This window comes from Pseudomonas sp. SWRI50, assembly GCF_014269095.1.
In the GTDB taxonomy this organism is placed as follows: domain Bacteria; phylum Pseudomonadota; class Gammaproteobacteria; order Pseudomonadales; family Pseudomonadaceae; genus Aquipseudomonas; species Aquipseudomonas kermanshahensis.
The window spans coordinates 148,381-165,405 of sequence record NZ_JABWRW010000010.1 but is presented as its reverse complement, the minus strand read 5'-3'; the positions used below and the strand labels follow the sequence as shown (position 1 = coordinate 165,405).

At 63.9% G+C, this 17,025-nt stretch carries 16 protein-coding genes; 9 read left to right on the top strand and 7 right to left on the bottom strand.

Annotated elements, in window-relative coordinates; genetic code table 11:
• Positions 1-7: 7 nt before the first annotated feature.
• Entirely contained in the window at positions 8-2,266 is a 2,259-nt protein-coding gene (locus HU750_RS13420) for a xanthine dehydrogenase family protein molybdopterin-binding subunit (RefSeq protein WP_186680305.1), read from the bottom strand.
• Positions 2,266-2,724: a (2Fe-2S)-binding protein gene (locus tag HU750_RS13415; protein ID WP_027593623.1), complete on the bottom strand. Its 459-nt coding sequence runs from the start codon at positions 2,722-2,724 to the stop codon at positions 2,266-2,268. Before HU750_RS13415 ends, HU750_RS13420 begins: the two co-directional genes overlap by 1 nt.
• Before the next feature lie 253 nt (positions 2,725-2,977).
• Between HU750_RS13415 and HU750_RS13410 the strand changes: the two genes are divergently transcribed.
• Together HU750_RS13410 and HU750_RS13405 are read left to right on the top strand one after the other, a co-directional pair.
• The gene (locus HU750_RS13410; protein WP_186680302.1) at positions 2,978-5,164 is read left to right on the top strand and encodes an OsmC domain/YcaO domain-containing protein; all 2,187 of its coding nucleotides are present in this window, start codon (positions 2,978-2,980) and stop codon (positions 5,162-5,164) included.
• A 393-nt stretch (positions 5,165-5,557) separates the two neighbouring features.
• The gene (locus HU750_RS13405) at positions 5,558-6,370 is read left to right on the top strand and encodes a class I SAM-dependent methyltransferase (RefSeq protein ID WP_186680299.1); all 813 of its coding nucleotides are present in this window, start codon (positions 5,558-5,560) and stop codon (positions 6,368-6,370) included.
• 17 nt (positions 6,371-6,387) lie between these two features.
• On the opposite strand, the gene HU750_RS13400 is transcribed toward HU750_RS13405, so the two are convergent.
• Entirely contained in the window at positions 6,388-6,687 is a 300-nt protein-coding gene (locus HU750_RS13400) for a hypothetical protein (protein ID WP_085274366.1), read from the bottom strand.
• 246 nt (positions 6,688-6,933) lie between these two features.
• On the opposite strand from HU750_RS13400, the gene HU750_RS13395 reads away from it, so the two are divergent.
• The 4 genes from HU750_RS13395 to HU750_RS13380 all read left to right on the top strand — a co-directional run bounded on the left by HU750_RS13395 (position 6,934) and on the right by HU750_RS13380 (position 9,883).
• Positions 6,934-7,308 (top strand): DUF2231 domain-containing protein, encoded by a 375-nt coding sequence (locus tag HU750_RS13395; RefSeq protein WP_186680347.1) that lies wholly within the window; start codon positions 6,934-6,936, stop codon positions 7,306-7,308.
• Positions 7,305-8,597: a PQQ-dependent sugar dehydrogenase gene (locus HU750_RS13390; RefSeq protein WP_186680296.1), complete on the top strand. Its 1,293-nt coding sequence runs from the start codon at positions 7,305-7,307 to the stop codon at positions 8,595-8,597. Before HU750_RS13395 ends, HU750_RS13390 begins: the two co-directional genes overlap by 4 nt.
• Positions 8,598-8,665: 68 nt before the next feature.
• Positions 8,666-9,244 carry a hypothetical protein gene (locus HU750_RS13385; RefSeq protein WP_186680293.1) on the top strand — a complete coding sequence of 193 codons (579 nt, stop codon included), beginning with the start codon at positions 8,666-8,668 and terminating at the stop codon, positions 9,242-9,244.
• Between the two features lie 123 nt (positions 9,245-9,367).
• Positions 9,368-9,883: a DMT family transporter gene (locus HU750_RS13380; RefSeq protein WP_085274367.1), complete on the top strand. Its 516-nt coding sequence runs from the start codon at positions 9,368-9,370 to the stop codon at positions 9,881-9,883.
• Here HU750_RS13380 and HU750_RS13375 read toward each other — a convergent pair whose 3' ends face one another.
• On the bottom strand, positions 9,884-10,792 hold the full coding sequence (locus tag HU750_RS13375; RefSeq protein ID WP_186680291.1) for a LysR family transcriptional regulator: 909 nt from the start codon (positions 10,790-10,792) through the stop codon (positions 9,884-9,886).
• Between the two features lie 194 nt (positions 10,793-10,986).
• Here HU750_RS13375 and HU750_RS13370 point away from each other — a divergent pair, with 194 nt between their 5' ends.
• Both HU750_RS13370 and HU750_RS13365 read left to right on the top strand, forming a co-directional pair.
• Positions 10,987-11,961: a quinone oxidoreductase family protein gene (locus HU750_RS13370; RefSeq protein ID WP_186680289.1), complete on the top strand. Its 975-nt coding sequence runs from the start codon at positions 10,987-10,989 to the stop codon at positions 11,959-11,961.
• Positions 11,962-11,988: 27 nt separating this feature from the next.
• Positions 11,989-12,924, top strand: coding sequence for a LysR family transcriptional regulator (locus tag HU750_RS13365; protein WP_186680287.1), 936 nt, complete (start codon positions 11,989-11,991; stop codon positions 12,922-12,924).
• Between the two features lie 122 nt (positions 12,925-13,046).
• On the opposite strand, the gene HU750_RS13360 is transcribed toward HU750_RS13365, so the two are convergent.
• Together HU750_RS13360 and HU750_RS13355 are read right to left on the bottom strand one after the other, a co-directional pair.
• Positions 13,047-13,376 carry a hypothetical protein gene (locus tag HU750_RS13360; protein ID WP_186680285.1) on the bottom strand — a complete coding sequence of 110 codons (330 nt, stop codon included), beginning with the start codon at positions 13,374-13,376 and terminating at the stop codon, positions 13,047-13,049.
• Between the two features lie 74 nt (positions 13,377-13,450).
• Complete coding sequence (locus tag HU750_RS13355; RefSeq protein WP_186680282.1) at positions 13,451-14,101, bottom strand: DUF998 domain-containing protein; 651 nt, start codon at positions 14,099-14,101, stop codon at positions 13,451-13,453.
• Between the two features lie 197 nt (positions 14,102-14,298).
• Here HU750_RS13355 and HU750_RS13350 point away from each other — a divergent pair, with 197 nt between their 5' ends.
• Positions 14,299-15,048: a FadR/GntR family transcriptional regulator gene (locus HU750_RS13350; protein ID WP_027593610.1), complete on the top strand. Its 750-nt coding sequence runs from the start codon at positions 14,299-14,301 to the stop codon at positions 15,046-15,048.
• Positions 15,049-15,416: 368 nt separating this feature from the next.
• On the opposite strand, the gene HU750_RS13345 is transcribed toward HU750_RS13350, so the two are convergent.
• Positions 15,417-16,997 (bottom strand): aldehyde dehydrogenase (NADP(+)), encoded by a 1,581-nt coding sequence (locus tag HU750_RS13345; RefSeq protein ID WP_085274371.1) that lies wholly within the window; start codon positions 16,995-16,997, stop codon positions 15,417-15,419.
• Between the last annotated feature and the right edge of the window lie 28 nt (positions 16,998-17,025).

Genomic DNA, 17,025 nt, shown 5'->3' with positions numbered 1-17,025 from the left:
TGTCCTGTCAGGTGAAGGTGTAGCGGCTCAATGGGATGCTGCGGATGCGCTGGCCGGTCAGCCGCGCTACCGCGTTGGCCACCGCCGGTGCAACCGCGGGCAGCGGCGGTTCGCCGATGCCGCCCATCTTCGCGCCGCTTTCGACGATGCGCACATGCACCCGGGCCATGCGCGAAGGCGGCAGGATCGGGTACAGGTCGTAGTTGCGCGCCCGGGGCTTGCCGTCGATGTACACCGCTTCTTCCAACAGGGTCTGCGACAGGCCCAGGGCCACGGCGCCGTTGACCTGGGCTTCGATGATCGCCGGGTTGACGATGCTGCCTGGGTCGATGGCCTGCCAGATGTCGTGCACTTTGACCTGACCGTTTTCGATCGACACTTCGGCGATAACCGCCGCCTCCGAGCCAAACGGCGAGGCCATGGCCACACCGCGTGCCCGTTTGCTGCCGTCCTCGGCCGTGAATGGCCCACGCTTCCAGCCGCCGGACAACTCGCCGACCGCCTGTAGCAGGGTGGTCAGGCGCGGGTTGTCGCGCAACAGATGCAGGCGCAATTCATAAGGGTCCTTGCCGCCTTTGTCGGCCAGCTCGTCGAGGAAGGCTTCGTAGAAGAAGTCATTCAGCGAGTTGCCCACCGAGCGCCAGTAGCCGAGCATGACCGGGCCTTTGACGTAGATTTGGGCAATGCGTTTGTTGGCGATGGCGTACGACTTGCCCGACAGCCCTTCAAGGGCGGTGGGGTCGATCTTGTCACCTTGCTTGCCGGCCAGTGCCTCGGTCGGGCCTTCGGTGGCACTCACGGCTTCTATCGCGACTGGCAGGCCATCGTCATCCAGTGCCCCACGGAATTTGACCACCGCCAGCGGCCGCAATACATCCCGCAGAAACTCTTCTTCGCGGCTCCAGATCAGTTTGACCGGGCGGCCCACCGCTTTGGCCAGGGCGATGGCCTGCGGGTAGGGGTTGGCCGAGTCATACAGAAAATGCCGGCCAAAAAAGCCGCCCAGCAGGGGTGAGTGCAGGGTGATGCGCGCAGGGTCGAGGCCGGTGCGTTTGGCGATGTCGTCGCGGAACATGTCCGGCGCCTGGTTGGGCAACCACACCTCCAGCGAACCGTCGGGGTTGAAGCGGGCGAGCGCTGAGGGCGGCTCGAGCTGGGCGTGGTTGAGGTACTGGTTATGGTAGGTTGCCTCGATCTTGGTCTTGGCTTTGGCCAGCACCCCGGCCACATCGCCTTGGTTTTCCTCGTCGCGGGCCGGGCCTTGCTCGGTGGCCAGGCGGTCACGATAGGCGTCGCTGGAAAAGTCTGCTGGCATCGGCCTTACCGGCGAATCGCTGCCGGGCTCCTGCCAGTCCACCTGGAGGGCCTCGACTGCGCGCTTGGCATGCCACCAGCGTTCGGCGACCACCGCCACCGCGCCGGGTAGTTGATGCACCGAATGCACGCCTTTCATGGCCTTGACCTGTGCTTCGTTGCGCAGGCTGCCAACCGTCATGCCCAGGCGCGGTGCGTGCTGGACGGCGGCGTGGAGCATGCCGTCGAGCTTGATGTCGATGGTGTACACGGCCTTGCCGGTGGATTTGTCATAGGCATCGACCCGGCGCACCGGTTTGCCGATCCAGCGGAACTGGCTGGGGTCGCGCAGCTTCACGCTGGCCGGGTCTGGCACCGGCAGGTCGAGGGCGCGCTCGGCCAGTTCGCCGTAGGGCACCGAGCGGCCTGAGGCTGCATGGATGACCTTGCCGGGTTCGGTGGAAAGTTCGTCGACCGGCACCCCCAACTGCTCGGCACCTGCCTGCAGCAACATGGCCCGGGCCAGGGCGCCGAGGCGGCGCATGGTCGGGTAACTCATGCGTACCGACATGCTGCCGCCGGTGATGCGCATGCCGTTTTCCATCACCACGTAAGCTTCGCCAGGCGGCGCGCTGTCGACCAGGAACGTGGCCGGGTCGGCGTCCAGTTCTTCGCCGACGATCTGTGCCATGGCGGTGTAGGTGCCTTGGCCACCCTCCATGAACGGGCAGAGCAGGCGCACGGTGCTGTCCGGGCGAATTTCCAGGAAGGCCGGTACTTGTGTGCCGCGCTCCTGGACCGCGGTGGTGGCGGCCTGGACCCGTGCCGAGCCCAGCGGCAACCCAAACCCGAGTACCAGCGCGCCCGCGGCGGCGCCCGCCGAGGCTAGCAGGAAGCGGCGGCGTGACAGGTTAACCGGCTCACCCAGCGGCAGCGCCGACAGCTCGGCAGGGGTATCGATACGCGTGTTCATCACGCCTCCTCCCGCTGGGCCGCAAGGTCGTGGACGGCGGCATGGATGGCGTTGTAAGTGCCGCAGCGGCACAGGTTGACCATCGCGGCATCGATCTGCGCGTCGCTGGGCTGGGGCGTGTGCTTGAGCAGCGCCGTGGCGGCCATCACCTGGCCTGACTGGCAGTAGCCACACTGCGCCACCTGGTGCTCGACCCAGGCCGCGACCACACGCTTGCCAACGGCGTCGTCCTCGATCGCCTCGATGGTGGTCACTTCGCGCCCGACCACGCCTGCCACCGGGGTCACGCAGGCGCGCACCACGCTGCCGTCCACCAGCACCGAGCAAGCGCCGCATTGCGCCAGGCCGCAGCCATACTTGGTGCCGGTCAGCCCCAGGTCGTCACGGATCACCCACAACAGGGGCGTGTCAGCGTCGGCCTCGACCTGATAGGTCTTCTGGTTGATGCGTAGTTCCATGGTTCACCTGCTCATCATCGGTTTGCTGTCGCGTTGTCGTCGTGAGTGGGGATACGTTGCCCCCAATCCAGAAACGCTAGCACAGCGCTACGACCGGCGAGCAGGCGCTGCCGACAGGTCAGGAGGATCAGGCAAGGAATTCGGCGGAATGCGCAAGGCGGGCGTTGGCGGCAGGCAAACAGGACTTCCAGGCGAAAAACCCGGATAATGCCGGCCAATTTCGTTTTGCACGCTTAACTCACGGTAATCCCGCATGGAAATCAAGGTCAATTTTCTCGACAATCTCCGTCTCGAAGCCAAGTTCGACGACTTCACGGTGATCGCCGACCAACCGATCCGTTACAAAGGCGACGGTTCGGCCCCGGGGCCGTTCGACTATTTCCTGGCGTCTTCGGCCCTGTGCGCGGCTTACTTCGTGAAGCTGTACTGCCAGACCCGCGACATCCCCACCGAAAACATTCGGCTGTCGCAGAACAACATCGTCGATCCGGAAAACCGCTACAACCAGATCTTCAAGATCCAGGTCGAGCTGCCTGAAGACATCTCCGAGAAGGACCGCCAGGGCATCCTGCGTTCCATCGACCGTTGCACGGTAAAGAAGGTCGTGCAGACCGGGCCTGAATTCGTCATCGAGGTGGTGGACAACCTCGACGCCGATGCCCAGGGGTTACTGATGCCGGTGTCGGACACCAGTACCTACATCCCGGGCAAGGACCTGCCGCTGGAGCAGACCATCGCCAACATGTCGGCGATTCTCGCGGGCCTTGGGATGAAGATCGAGATCGCCTCGTGGCGCAATATCGTGCCCAACGTGTGGTCGCTGCATGTGCGCGATGCACAGTCGCCGATGTGCTTCACCAATGGCAAGGGTTCGACCAAGGAGGCCGCGCTGGCCTCGGCGCTGGGTGAGTTCATCGAGCGCCTGAACTGCAACTTCTTCTACAACGACCAGTTCTGGGGCGAGGACATCGCTAACGCGCCGTTCGTGCATTACCCGAACGAGCAGTGGTTCAAGCCGGGCCCCAAGGACGCGCTGCCCAGCGAGATCCTCGACGCGAACTGCCTGGAAATCTACAACCCCGACGGTGAACTGCGCGGCTCGCACCTGTACGACACCAACTCGGGCAACACCGCGCGGGGCATCTGCTCGCTGCCATTCGTGCGCCAGTCGGACCAGGAGGTGGTGTACTTCCCGTCCAACCTGATCGAGAACCTGTTCCTCAGCAACGGCATGAGCGCGGGCAACACCCTCGCTGAGGCGCAAGTGCAGTGCCTGTCGGAAATCTTCGAGCGTGCGGTGAAGCGCGAGATCCTCGAAGGCGAGCTGTGCCTGCCGGATGTACCACAGGAAGTGCTGGCCAAGTACCCCGGCATCGTTGCGGGTATTCAGGGGCTGGAAGAGCAGGGCTTCCCGGTGCTGGTCAAGGACGCATCGCTGGGCGGTGAGTTCCCGGTCATGTGCGTGACCTTGATGAACCCGCGCACCGGTGGCGTGTTCGCCTCATTCGGCGCGCACCCGAGCCTGGAAGTGGCGTTGGAGCGCAGCCTCACCGAGTTGTTGCAGGGCCGCAGCTTCGAAGGCCTGAACGACCTGCCGCAGCCCACCTTCGAAAGCCACGCGCTGACCGAGCCGAACAACTTCGTCGAGCACTTCATCGACTCCAGCGGCGTGGTGTCGTGGCGCTTCTTCAGCGCCAAGGCCGATTTCGAATTTGTCGAGTGGGACTTCTCTGGCCATGGCGAAGATTCCAACGTGCAGGAAGCTGCGACCCTGTTCGGCATCCTCGACGACCTGGGCAAAGAAGTGTACATGGCGGTGTACGACAACCTCGGTGCCACCGCGTGCCGCATCCTGGTGCCGGGTTACTCGGAGATCTACCCGGTCGAGGACCTGATCTGGGACAACACCAACCGGGCCTTGTCGTTCCGCGCCGACATCCTCAACCTGCACAGCCTGGACAACCGTTCGCTGAAGTTGCTGCTCAAGCGCCTGGACAACTGCGATGTGGACGATTACACCACCATCACCACGTTGATCGGCGTTGAGTTCGACGACAATACGGTGTGGGGCCAGTTGACCATTCTTGAGCTGAAGCTACTGATCTGCCTGGCCGTGCAGCGCTTCGAAGATGCCAAGGAGCTGGTTGAGGCGTTCCTTCAGTTCAACGACAACACCGTCGAGCGTGGCCTGTTCTACCAGGCGTTGAACGTGGTGCTGGAGGTGGTGTTGGATGATGAACTGGAGATGGAAGACTACGAAACCAACTTCCGCCGCATGTTCGGCAACCCGCGGATGGACGCGGTGCTGGGCTCGGTGGACGGCAGCGTGCGCTTCCACGGCCTGACGCCGACCAGCATGAAGCTGGAAGGGCTGGATCGTCATTTGCGTTTGATCGAGAGCTACAACAAGCTGCATGCGGCTCGGGCTAAGTTTGCCTGATAGACCGAGCGCCGCAAGCGCGGCGCTTCGCAGCACAAGGCTGCTCCTACACAGGCCCGATTCGGCGCCAAGAAGGTCGCGCGCCCCTGCCGCAGGATTAATTGGCCCGAAACAATTGTAGGAGCAGCCTTGTGCTGCGAAGCGTCGCGCAAGCGGCGCTCGATCCCGCAAGCGCCAACCCCCCCAAACCGTACACCTCGCAACCATCCCCATATAGCGGTTAATACTTTCCGCTATCTCAAATCCGTCTTGCCTCTTACCCACTACCGCTTGCCGCTTCACCCATCAGGCGCATAATTTTTTGCTGCCCCCACGGGCTCGACCCCTCAACCTATCCATGGCGCGATGACTGCCAGAAGGACCTCGGCCGCGCACAACACGAAGGCGCAGACCATGAGCACCCCTTTGGATACCAATGCCTTGAAATCCCGCCAGCAAGCTGCATGGGCCAGCGGTGACTACGCCGTGATCGGCACCACCCTGCAGCTGGTGGGTGAACGCCTGGCCGAAGCCTGTGATTTGCGCTGGGACGAGCAGGTGCTGGACGTGGCGGCCGGCAACGGCAATGCCACCCTGGCCGCCGCGCGGCGCGGTTGCCGCGTCACCTCCACCGACTACGTGGCCGAGTTGCTCAAGCGCGGTGAGGCACGCGCTCAGGCCGAGCACCTGAACGTGATGTTTCAAGTGGCCGATGCCGAAGCGCTGCCGTTCGCCGAGGGTGCATTCGATGCCGTTCTGTCGACCTTCGGTGTGATGTTCACCCCCGATCAGGCCCAGGCCGCGCGGGAATTGAGCCGCGTCTGTCGGTCCGGCGGCCGGATTGGCCTGGCGAACTGGACGCCGCAGGGTTTCGTTGGCCAGATGTTCAAGACGCTCGGGCGCCACGTTCCGCCGCCAGCCGGGGCATTGCCACCTTCGCGCTGGGGTGACGAGGAGCAGTTGCGGGTACTGTTCGACAGGGCGCTGGGCCAGATGCAGGTCGCCCGTCAACACTTCAACTTCCGCTATCGCTCTGCAGCGCACTTCATCGATGTGTTCCGCACTTGGTATGGGCCGGTGCACAAGGCGTTTGCGGCATTGGCGCCTGAAGCCGCCAATGCGCTGGAGAGCGACCTGACTGCGCTGTTGAATGAAAACAACGTGGGGGGCGGGGCCTCGCTGGTGGTCCCCAGCGAGTATCTGGAGGTGGTGATCACGCGGCGTTGAGCGTCAGCGACTGCTGCCTAGTTCTTGCACTTGGCCATCACCACCTGGCAGGTCTTCGGCGTCCCCCCAGACCTGCCTGCATAGCGCACACAGTTGTTCAGCGACTTCTGCCGGGCAATGCTCAGGGTATTGCCCCAGGCCAGGCCACCTTCGCCCGTAGTCGGTACGGCCTTGGCGAAGCAGTTGGAGCCAACGGTGGAGGCCGCATAGCGGGCTTGGTTTTTTTTGCTGGAGCAGCCCGCGCTCAGCCCCAGGCCGAGGATGAGCAGCGTGTTCAGTGCCCAGAACGCCCACGTGCGCTCCCGGTAGTCGCTCATGCTGTTCTCCTTGCTCGAATGATGCCAAAGCGCTGAAGGTGGAAAAGTACAGCGCGGGTGCTTGCAGGATACCATTCAAGCGAAACGGTGAACTATCCCGTCGTAGAGACGCTCCTTTCTTTAGCGCACCCCGCGCACGCCTGATGATGTCTTTGTCATCAGGCTCGGGTCACTGAACGATAAGGAGGCGCCGTGACCGCATCTGAGCAAACCCTTTACCGCTGCACGCCAGGCCCACTGCACGCCATGCTGCTGGCCGGCAGTGTTCCGCTGTTTCTTGGCGCGCTGCTGAGCGATATCGCCTACTTCAATAGCTACCAGATCCAATGGAGCAACTTCGCGGCCTGGCTGATCGCCGGTGGCCTGGTGTTCTGTGGGCTGGCGCTGCTGTTCGCGTTGGTCAACCTGATCCGCGCCGAGCGCAAGGGCGGGCGTGCGACCCTGTATTTCGTGCTGTTGCTGGCGACCTGGGTGTTGGGGTTGGTCAATGCCTTCGAGCATGCCAAGGACGCCTGGGCAGTGATGCCGTCGGGGTTGGTGCTGTCGGTCATTGTGACCGGGCTCGCAGCTGTCGCAGCGTGGACTGGCCTTAGCAACCTGCGTTCGGGAGGTGTGGCATGAAGCCTTTGCATACCTTGAGCCTGTTGAGCATGGCGTTACTGATAAGTGCCTGTGGTGGGGAAGGCACGCCCACTCAAGCCCATGGCCCGGACCCCAAGCTGCCTGAGCCACAGCGTGGTTTGCTGCCGAGCATGAAGATCGCTGAGCCAGTGGCCTGGGGTGAGCAGAAGCCGACTGTGCCTGAGGGCTTCAGCGTCACGGCAATCGCCACCGGCCTGAACATCCCGCGCCAGAGCCTGGTGCTGCCTAATGGCGATATTCTCGTAGCCGAAGGCCGCGGCGGCAGCGCCGCAAAACTCAAACCCAAGGATGTGATCGCCAGCCAGATCAAGGCCAAGGGCAATACCCAGGTCAAAGGCGGCAATCGCCTGACCTTGCTGCGCGACGCCGACGGCGATGGCACCTACGAGGTGCAGACGGTGTTTGCTGAAAACCTCAACGCCCCTTACGGCCTGGCGTTTGCCAACGGCAAGCTGTACGTGGCCAACCAGGATGCATTGGTGCGTTTCGACTACCAACAGGGCCAGACCAAGGCCAGCGGTGCGCCGGTCAAGGTCACCGACCTGCCTGCTGAAATCAACCACCACTGGACCAAGTCGCTGGCCGTCAGCGCTGATGGGCGCTTCCTTTATGTGGGTATCGGCTCGAACAGCAACATCACCGAGCGCGGCCTGGAAGTGGAGATCGATCGGGCCATGGTCTGGCAGGTCGATGCCCAGACCGGTGCTCACCGGCCCTATGCGACCGGCTTGCGCAACCCGACGGCCTTGGCTGTTCAGCCGCAGAGCGGGCAGGTGTGGGCGGTGGTCAACGAGCGTGATGAGCTCGGCCCTGATCTGGTCCCGGACTACCTGACGTCGGTGCGTGAAGGCGGGTTTTATGGGTGGCCCTACAGTTATTGGGGCCAGAACGTCGATGACCGAGTCAGGCCACAGAACCCGGACAAGGTGGCGGCGGCAATCAAGCCGGACTACAGCCTTGGCTCGCATGTGGCTGCATTGGGGGTCGACTTCTCGGTACCGGCCATGGGCGAGCGCTTCGCCGATGGGGTGTTCGTGGGTGAACACGGTAGCTGGAACCGGCCAAACCCCGTGGGCTACAAGGTGATCTTCGTGCCGTTCAGCAATGGCAAGCCGGCAGGTGAACCGATCGACTTCGCCACGGGCTTCCGGGGCGAGGACGGCAAGACGCGTGGGCGGCCGGTAGGGGTCACCGTCGACCCGCGCGGTGCCTTGATCATTGCCGACGACCTGGCCAATACGGTCTGGCGGGTGACGCGCAGCCAGTAATGACTATGCTTGTTGGCGCGTGAACCTTTCACGCGCCAACCCGGAAACGAATACAGGGAAGCAGGCCTATGAAACCCATTAGCTCACTCGCTCGCGCTGTCGCACTCGCCTCGCTGGTCTTCGCTGGCAGCTTCACGGCCCAGGCCGCTGATGTGCCGATTGGTAGCGAAGCGCTGGAAAGCCATGTCACCACCAAGGTGCAGGCTATCGACCTGGCCAGCCGCCAGGTCACGGTGGAGGGCGCCAACGGCAAGCCTGTGACCTTTCAATTGACCGAGAAGGCCAAGGCGCTGCCCAACCTCAAGGTCGGCGACACGGTCGACATCTACGTGACCCGCGCTGTGGCTTATGTGCTCAATACCGACGTGGGCGGCGCGCCTAAAGTGAGTGATGAGTCCGGCAGCATTCGCGCCACCAAGGACAACCCCAACCCGGGCGGTGAGGCGTTCCGCCAGGTCAAGGTCACGTCGCAGATCAAGAAGATCGACCTCAAGAAGCATGAGGTGAGCCTGCTGCCGCCGGAAGGCAAGCTGCAGGTGGTAAAGGTCGAGAACCCTGACCTGCAGGCGCGCATGAAGAACCTCAAGGTCGGCCAGACGGTCGATGCCATCTACACCGAAGTGCTGCGCGTGGAGACCTCACACTAGGTTCGGCGTGTGAGGTTCCCGGCTATTCACGCGGCGAATAGTCGGGGTGCATGTGTTTGATTTCCATAAGCGGTGCAGATCCATCGATCATGGCCTCCATCACACTACAAGGTGAGGGAAGTCATGTTGAGCAAGTCGATGGTTCTGTTGGGTATCCCCGTGGCGATGGCGTTGCTGGCGGGTGCCGTGCTGCCGTTTCAGGCAGCTGGCAACGCCGCTGTTGGCCGGGCGTTGGGCCACTGGTTATGGGGGGCGTTCACCTCGCTGACGGTCAGTTCAGTGGTGGTAATTGCGGCGCTGCTGATACTGCGGGTGCCAACGCCAGACCTGGGCAAGGCCCTCCAAGGGCCGTGGTGGCTGTGGATTGGCGGCGTGCTGGGCGCGCTCTACGTGGCCGGCGCGGCAGCACTGACACCGAAACTGGGCGCTGCAGGCTTTCTGGTGCTGGTGGTGGCAGGACAGATCTTGACGGCGGTCATCGCTGACCATTTCGGGGTAATGGGGCTGGGGGGCAAACCGGTCAGCCTGGCTCGGGTGGCCGGCGTGGTACTGATCCTGTGTGGGGTGTTTCTGGTCCAGGGGAACTGGGGGAGCAGCGCTGCGGCCAAGCCTGTGGTGCTCGAGCAGTCACAGCGCTGATCAAGTGCCTGGCTGGCTGCAGGCCCACACGGCCTCGCGCAGCCAGCGATGCCCGGCGTCGCTGTCTTTGCGGCTGTGCCAGGCCTGCTGATAGGCAAACGAAGGAATGGCCAGTGGCGGCTCAAACCGGCGCAACGCCTGATGCTGGCGCAATGAACCTACCGCGCGGCTGGCCACTGTGAGAATCAGATCGGTGCCCGCAAGCACCTCGACCGCTGCGCTCCAGTGCGGCAGTGCCAGGGCTATCCGCCGCTGCAGGCCGTGGGCGGCCAATGCCCGTTCTATTTCATCATGGGCATCGGGGTGCATGGCCATCAACACATGGGGGCGAGCCAGCCAGTCGGCCAACGCTAGGCCCCCACTGGCAGGCAGCACCTGGCGGTCGGCAACACTGATGAAGTGTTCCTCGAACAGGGGCTGGGCGGTGATGCTCTGCGGCAGCTCGGGGAATAGGCCCAAGGCCAGGTCGAGCTCCCCGTCGAGCAGCTGGGCCAGCATGGTTTCACGGCTGGCCTGGCTGATTGCCAGGTCCACACCGGGTGCTACCTGGCGCACGTGGCGGACCAGGGGCGGAAGGATGATGCGCGAAGCATAGTCGGACAATGACAAACGGAACCGACGCTGCGCCTTGGCAGGGTCGAACAGTGGAGCGGCCAGCAGCGCGTTGAGGTTGCCCAAGGCATCTTGCAGCGGCTTGGCCAGTGCCTGCGCACGTGCGGTCAGGGCCATGCGGCCGTTCTGGCGTATCAGCAAAGGGTCGTCGAAGTGCCTGCGCAGTTGTGCCAGCGCGTGGCTCACCGCCGGCTGGCTGCGGTGCAGGCGCAGGGCGGCGCGGGTCACGTGCTTCTCTGTCAGCAGTGCATGCAAGGCCAGCAGCAGGTTGAGGTCGATCTTGCGCAGTTCATCCATGGGGCGAATAGTCGAGGCTGGTTTGGCGGGCTTTGATCAGCCTAACAGATGTCCTGGTTTGGGTGGGCGGCGGTGCGCATGGCGGTCGGCTATTGCTGCACGGGTTGCAGAAATCATCTGCACTGCGCCGTATTGTTCAACTTGCCATGCCTAATTAGCCTGTATCGAAACCGTCATCCTCACAGGAATCGATCATGGCCAGCCGTATAACACTCAACGCCACCGGCACTGCTGATGTCATGCAGGTGCAGCACGTCCAACCGCAAGTGCCAGGGCCAGGCGAGGTGTGGCTGGAGCAGACCGCCATGGGCGTCAACCCACTGGACGTACTGCAGCGCAAGGGCGGGGTGCCCCTGGCATTGCCGTCTGGCCTGGGGCTTGAGGGCGCCGGGCGGGTGAGCGCGGTGGGTGAAGGGGTGGGCAATGTGCGCGTGGGGGACCGGGTGGCGTATGCGATGGGCCCGGTAGGCGCTTATGCCAGCGGGCGGCTGTTCCCTGCCGAGCGCCTGGTAAAGCTGCCGGACTCACTGGATGCCGAAGCCGCCGCAGCCGTATTGTTCAAGGGCATCACCGCGCAGTACCTGCTGAAGAGCACCTACCGCGTGGGGCCGCGTACCCAGGTGCTGCTGTATGGCGCGGGCGGGGCATTGGGGCAGCTCATGGCGTCTTGGGCCAGGCACCTGGGGGCGACCGTGATTGGCGTAGTGTCACGACCACAGAGCGTCGAACGGGCGCGGGCGGCGGGCTGCCATCACGTGATGGTGTTCGAGGCGGCCACGTTGGCCAAGGAGGTGCGTGAGTTGACGCAGGGCGAGGGCGTGGACGTCGTGTATGACAGTGTCGGCAAGGTGTCGCTGGAGGCCTCGCTGGACAGCCTGCGCCCGCGCGGGTTGCTGGTGTCGTTTGGCGGCACCTCCGGCGCGCCGGCGGCCATTGAAGTGGCCACGCTCAATGCCAAGGGCTCCCTCTACCTGACGCGCCCGTCACTGGCAGCCCATACGCGTACCGTCGAGGAATACCAGCAGCGCGCCGCCGATGTGCTGGGGGCGGTCGACGCAGGTATCATCCAGCCTCGGGTCTGGCGTCGCTACCCGCTGGCCGAAGCGGCCAGGGCCCACGCGGACCTGGAGCAAGGGCTGTCGGAAGGGGCGCTGATTCTCACCGCCTGACTTTCCTACCTTCTGCCGAGCCTTGCCATGGATGCCTTCGACAGCCGCCGCGCCGATGAACTTGCCACCTTGCTGGCCTTGCACGAGCAGGGGTCGTTCGCGGCTGCTGGACAGCAACTGGCGCGCCACCCCACGGTGCTGTCCAAGCGCCTGAGCGCACTCGAAGCACGCCTTGGCATCCGCCTGGTTGAGCGCAGCACGCGGCAACTGCGCTTCACCGACGAAGGTGAGCGGTTGGTGGCGCGGGTGCGTGAGGCCAGCCGGCTGATCGCCGAAGCTGAACAGGAAGCCACGCAAGGGGCGGTAACGGTGCGGGGGCGTTTGCGCCTCGCCTTGCCGGCGGCCATGGGGCGGCGCTGGTTGAGCGGGATGTTGGCGGATTTTGTGCTGGCCTATCCGCAGGTCACAGTGGAGGCCGAGTACGCTGATCGCTTCGTTGACCTGATCGGCGAGGGCTTTGACGCTGCCATCCGTATCGGCGAGTTGGCCGATAACCGCCTGGTGGCGCAACAACTGTGCGATCACCGCCGCATCCTCTGCGCCTCGCCGGGTTACTTGGCCCGCCATGGCACGCCGCAGCAGCCTGAGCAGCTAGCCGGGCATAACTGCCTCGGCTTCAGCGGCTTGCGTTCGTTTCCCGAATGGCGCCTCACCCGGCAAGCGCAGCAAGTCAGTGTCAAGGTCAGTGGTTCGTTGCGCAGTAATGACAATGAAGCCTTGCTCGAAGCTGCCCGCCGGGGGGTGGGCATATTGGCTGGCGGCGACTGGTTGATGGGTGAGGACTTGACCAGTGGGCGCTTGGTGCGGGTGCTACCGCAGTGGCAGCTCGATGTGGCGGCAGGGATCTACCTGGTGCGGCCTACGGCACGGCTGAACACCGCTGCACTCGGGGTTTTCAAGGCGTGGGTGACTGAGCAGTTCAGTGCGGGAGCGCCCTGGCGGCACCAGGGCGATCATCTTTAGATTTCGCCTTAATTTTATTACTTAACTAATTGAAAATAAACGATAAAAACTATTTTAGCTGTTTTGCCTGTTGTTAAGATTTTGCTGAAAATAATCAGGCTAACCTATTGAGAAATATGGATTTATCGCCTTGCGACGGCATGCTGCACGCATTGCTCGTAATAGGTCTGCTTGATCGCCGCAGGTTTCAATCGCGAACGGCTGTTGTAAGTCTGCTCGGTAATGCCGAACGCGGTCATGCGCATCCACGGCTTGGCGAACTTGCGTGCCTGTAACTTCTTGCGCGTGGCATACAGGGTTACCCCTGATAGCTTGGCCTGCTGGGCTTCTGCGGCGATCTGTGCGCCCCAGCCACAGGTCTGGCGATCGTTCTGGCTCAGCGTCCTGGCCTGCACGCCTAAGGCGGCCGTGGCCAGCAGGCAGCCGGCCATCGTTGCTAGAAGTACTCGCATGTTGCTGTCCTAAGCATCTGAAGGAGAAGGGAGTTTGCCTTTCCTTCAAACGCCTGGGGGCCAGCAATTTGCCGTCAGGCAGTGGCCATTCGCAACCGCCCTGAGGCGGGGGCACGCAGGCTGGCCCAGGCAAGGCCTGCCACCCAGATGACCGATACGCCGTAGTTCAAGCGCTGGTACAAGCCGAACAGATGGCCACTTTCAACAGCCTGGCCCATCAGCGCGACGGTCACGATCGCCAGCACCACGGTCGCCAGGGAGAACAGACTCAACGCCCGTGAGCCGGCCATCCGGTTGCCGAGCCAGGCCCACAGCGCACTGGCCAGGGTCAACGAAAGGAACATCAGCAAGCCCGAGAGGTTGTGCAACTGCTGCGACAGCGAAGGCTGTGCCGGTGCACACCCTTGGTCGCAGGGGAACCAGCCGGTGCCCAGGCTGCCCAGGCCATGCAGCAGCACCAGGGCCGCGCTGACCCGCGCCAGGGTCGATCCCTGCCAGCGACGGGCCAGGCCCCAGGCAAACAGTGCGAACAACACGGCCAGTGGGAAGTTGTTGACCCGCGGTGACCAGTGCTGGGTAGCTGCACCCACGGCGCCGAGTTGGCTCATGGCCTGTTGCAGGTGGTCATAGCCGGGGTACGCCTGGGCGGTCAGCCACACGCCGGCCAGCAGCCACAGGGGGATCAGCAGGCCAGTGGCGAGCAGAATGCGGTCGAGCGGTTTCATGCTGTCGTTTCCTTCCATGGATAAGTGAGCGCGAAGCCGCACGGTACAGCCTTTCGCTGGCTTTGGGCCAGCGTGTGGCGCTGATTTTTCGCATCACGCGTGTCGCAGACGCTGTGTGAAATACCGCATTGGGTGTATGTGATCGTACAACTGCTTGCGCTATCATAGGCGCTGTCTTTCAAGGTGAAATACAGGGCATGACAGAGCAGCAGGTACAGGCAAGGACCCGGCGCAAGCCGCGCAGTCTGGCCCAGGAACTGGTCACGGTGCTGACCGAGCGAATTCGCAGCGGCCAGCTCAAGCGCGGCGACAAGCTGCCGACCGAATCGCAGATCATGGCGGAAGAGGGCGTCAGCCGCACCGTGGTGCGCGAGGCCATCTCGCGGCTGCAGGCCGCAGGCCAGGTGGAGACCCGCCATGGCATCGGCACCTTTGTGCTGGACGCACCGGCCACGGGCGGTTTCCGCATCGACCCGGCGACCGTGGTGACCCTGCGCGAGGTGCTGGCAGTGCTGGAGTTGCGTATTGCCCTGGAGATCGAGTCGGCAGGGTTGGCGGCGCAGCGGCGCAGCGATGAACAGCTGGTTGGCATGCGCGCAGCCCTGGACGAGCTCAACGAAGGCGCGGCCCATGCGACAGATGCCGTGTCCGCGGACTTCCAGTTCCACTTGCGCATCGCCCAGGCCAGCGGCAACCACTACTTTGCCGACATCATCAACCACCTGGGTACCAGCATCATTCCACGTACCCGGCTCAATTCGGCACGCCTGGCCCACGATGACCAGGCGCACTACATGAGCCGGTTGATGCATGAGCACGAGGCGATCTACGAAGCGATTGCCCGGCAAGACAGCGAAGGGGCGAAGATGGCCATGCGCATGCACTTGAGCAACAGCCGCGAGCGGTTGCGTCAGGCGCATGAAGAGGCGGAGGCGCAGGGGGTCTGAGCCCTCTGTCGCCCAGGCTGGCCTCTTCGCGGGTAAACCCGCTCCCACAGGATCACTGCAGGCCTGAAATCTGTGCCACCCCTGTGCGAGCGGGTTCACCCGAGAAGGGGCCGGTACAGACAAAAGAAAAAGCCCCGACATGTGCGTAATGCTGTTCAGTTAAGAATGCCGGGGCCGCTCTGCGGCCCATCGCGGCACAAGGCCGCTCCCACACCGACCGCGTTGTGCCCCTATTTACAGGGCATGCGCGAACATTGTGGGAGCGGCCTTGTGCCGCGATGGGCCGCAAAGCGGCCCCAATACAGGCGATGGATAACTTAAGTGAACAGCATTACGACATGTGCGGGGCTTTTTCCATTCTAAGACGATCAGATCGCCTCTTCGCTCCACTGCCCATTCACCAGGCGACGCAGCCCCAGCGGGTTGCCATCGCGCAGCGCCTCAGGCAGCAGCGCCTGCGGGTAGTTCTGGTAGCACACTGGGCGCAGGAAGCGGTCGATGGCCAAGGTGCCGACCGACGTGCCGCGTGCATCCGAGGTTGCCGGGTACGGCCCACCATGCACCATGGCGTCGCACACTTCGACACCCGTCGGGTAGCCATTGACCAGAATCCGGCCGACCTTTTCTTCCAGCAGCGGCACCAGCCAGGCGAACGCTTCGAAATCCTCCGGCTCGCCGATCAGGGTCGCGGTCAGTTGGCCGCGCAGGCCGAGCAGTGCGGCGCGCAGTTGTTCGTTGTCCTGGGCTTCGACGGCCACAGTGGTCGGGCCAAACACTTCTTCTTGCAGCAACGGGTCGGCGTCGACCAGCAGGCGGGCGTCAGCCTTGAACAGCTGGGCGCGGGCCTGGTTGCCTTCCTGTGCCTGGCCGGCCAGGTGCTCGATGCCAGCGTGGGCGTGCAGGTGCTCCAGGCCGCCAACGTAGCTGCGCAGGCCGCCGGCGTTGAGCAGGGTCTGGCCAGCCTGTTGGTCGAGGTGCTGGCCGAGGTCGGCCAGCAACTGGCTGAATTGCGGCGATTGCAGGCCGATCACCAGGCCAGGGTTGGTGCAGAACTGGCCGGCACCCAGGCACACCGAGCCTGCCAGTTCGCGGGCGATGGCTTCGCCGCGTTTGGCCAGGGCGCCGGGCAGGATGATCACCGGGTTGATGCTCGACATCTCGGCAAACACCGGGATCGGCTGTGGGCGTTCGGCGGCCATGCGGCACAGCGCATCGCCACCCTTGAGCGAGCCAGTAAAGCCGACGGCCTGGATCGCCGGGTGCTTGACCAGCCATTCGCCGACCCCGCCGCCGAAGACCATGTTGAACACGCCCTTGGGCATGCCGGTGCGCTCAGCGGCGCGCTGGATGGCACAACCGACCAGGTCGGCTGTGGCCATGTGGCCGCTGTGCGCCTTGAACACTACCGGGCAGCCTGCGGCGAGGGCGGCGGCGGTGTCGCCACCGGCAGTCGAGAAGGCCAGCGGGAAGTTGCTGGCACCGAACACGGCAACCGGGCCTACGCCAATGCGCATCTGGCGCAGGTCGACACGAGGCAGCGGTTGGCGATCCGGCAGGGCCAGGTCGATGCGTGCCCCCAGGTAATCACCGCGGCGCAGGACTTGCGCGAACAGGCGCATCTGGCCACTGGTACGCCCGCGCTCGCCCTGGATACGCCCTGCAGGCAGGGCGGTTTCGCGGCAGACGATGGCGACGAAGGCGTCGTCCAGCTCATCCAGTTCGGCGGCGATGGCATCGAGGAATTCGGCGCGGCGCGCCGGGGCCAGTTGGCGGAATTCGGCGAAGGCGGCAGCGGCGGCTTGAGCGGCTTGGTCCACTTCAGCCTCGGTGGCCTGGGCAAAGCTGTAGGGCAGGGCCTCGCCAGTGGTGGCGTCCAGGCTCTGCAGGCGTTGCGCGCCAGCGGCGCTGCGCTGGCCGGCGATGAAGTTGTGGCCGAGGATCTCAGGCATGGGGTGCTCCTTTGATGAAATAAAAGGC

Coding starts and splice junctions, on each gene's coding strand:
- HU750_RS13420 (WP_186680305.1), bottom strand. CDS start 2,266: ATGAACACGCGTATCGATACCCCTGCCGAGCTGTCGGCGCTGCCGCTG.
- HU750_RS13415 (WP_027593623.1), bottom strand. CDS start 2,724: ATGGAACTACGCATCAACCAGAAGACCTATCAGGTCGAGGCCGACGCT.
- HU750_RS13410 (WP_186680302.1), top strand. CDS start 2,978: ATGGAAATCAAGGTCAATTTTCTCGACAATCTCCGTCTCGAAGCCAAG.
- HU750_RS13405 (WP_186680299.1), top strand. CDS start 5,558: ATGAGCACCCCTTTGGATACCAATGCCTTGAAATCCCGCCAGCAAGCT.
- HU750_RS13400 (WP_085274366.1), bottom strand. CDS start 6,687: ATGAGCGACTACCGGGAGCGCACGTGGGCGTTCTGGGCACTGAACACG.
- HU750_RS13395 (WP_186680347.1), top strand. CDS start 6,934: ATGCTGCTGGCCGGCAGTGTTCCGCTGTTTCTTGGCGCGCTGCTGAGC.
- HU750_RS13390 (WP_186680296.1), top strand. CDS start 7,305: ATGAAGCCTTTGCATACCTTGAGCCTGTTGAGCATGGCGTTACTGATA.
- HU750_RS13385 (WP_186680293.1), top strand. CDS start 8,666: ATGAAACCCATTAGCTCACTCGCTCGCGCTGTCGCACTCGCCTCGCTG.
- HU750_RS13380 (WP_085274367.1), top strand. CDS start 9,368: ATGTTGAGCAAGTCGATGGTTCTGTTGGGTATCCCCGTGGCGATGGCG.
- HU750_RS13375 (WP_186680291.1), bottom strand. CDS start 10,792: ATGGATGAACTGCGCAAGATCGACCTCAACCTGCTGCTGGCCTTGCAT.
- HU750_RS13370 (WP_186680289.1), top strand. CDS start 10,987: ATGGCCAGCCGTATAACACTCAACGCCACCGGCACTGCTGATGTCATG.
- HU750_RS13365 (WP_186680287.1), top strand. CDS start 11,989: ATGGATGCCTTCGACAGCCGCCGCGCCGATGAACTTGCCACCTTGCTG.
- HU750_RS13360 (WP_186680285.1), bottom strand. CDS start 13,376: ATGCGAGTACTTCTAGCAACGATGGCCGGCTGCCTGCTGGCCACGGCC.
- HU750_RS13355 (WP_186680282.1), bottom strand. CDS start 14,101: ATGAAACCGCTCGACCGCATTCTGCTCGCCACTGGCCTGCTGATCCCC.
- HU750_RS13350 (WP_027593610.1), top strand. CDS start 14,299: ATGACAGAGCAGCAGGTACAGGCAAGGACCCGGCGCAAGCCGCGCAGT.
- HU750_RS13345 (WP_085274371.1), bottom strand. CDS start 16,997: ATGCCTGAGATCCTCGGCCACAACTTCATCGCCGGCCAGCGCAGCGCC.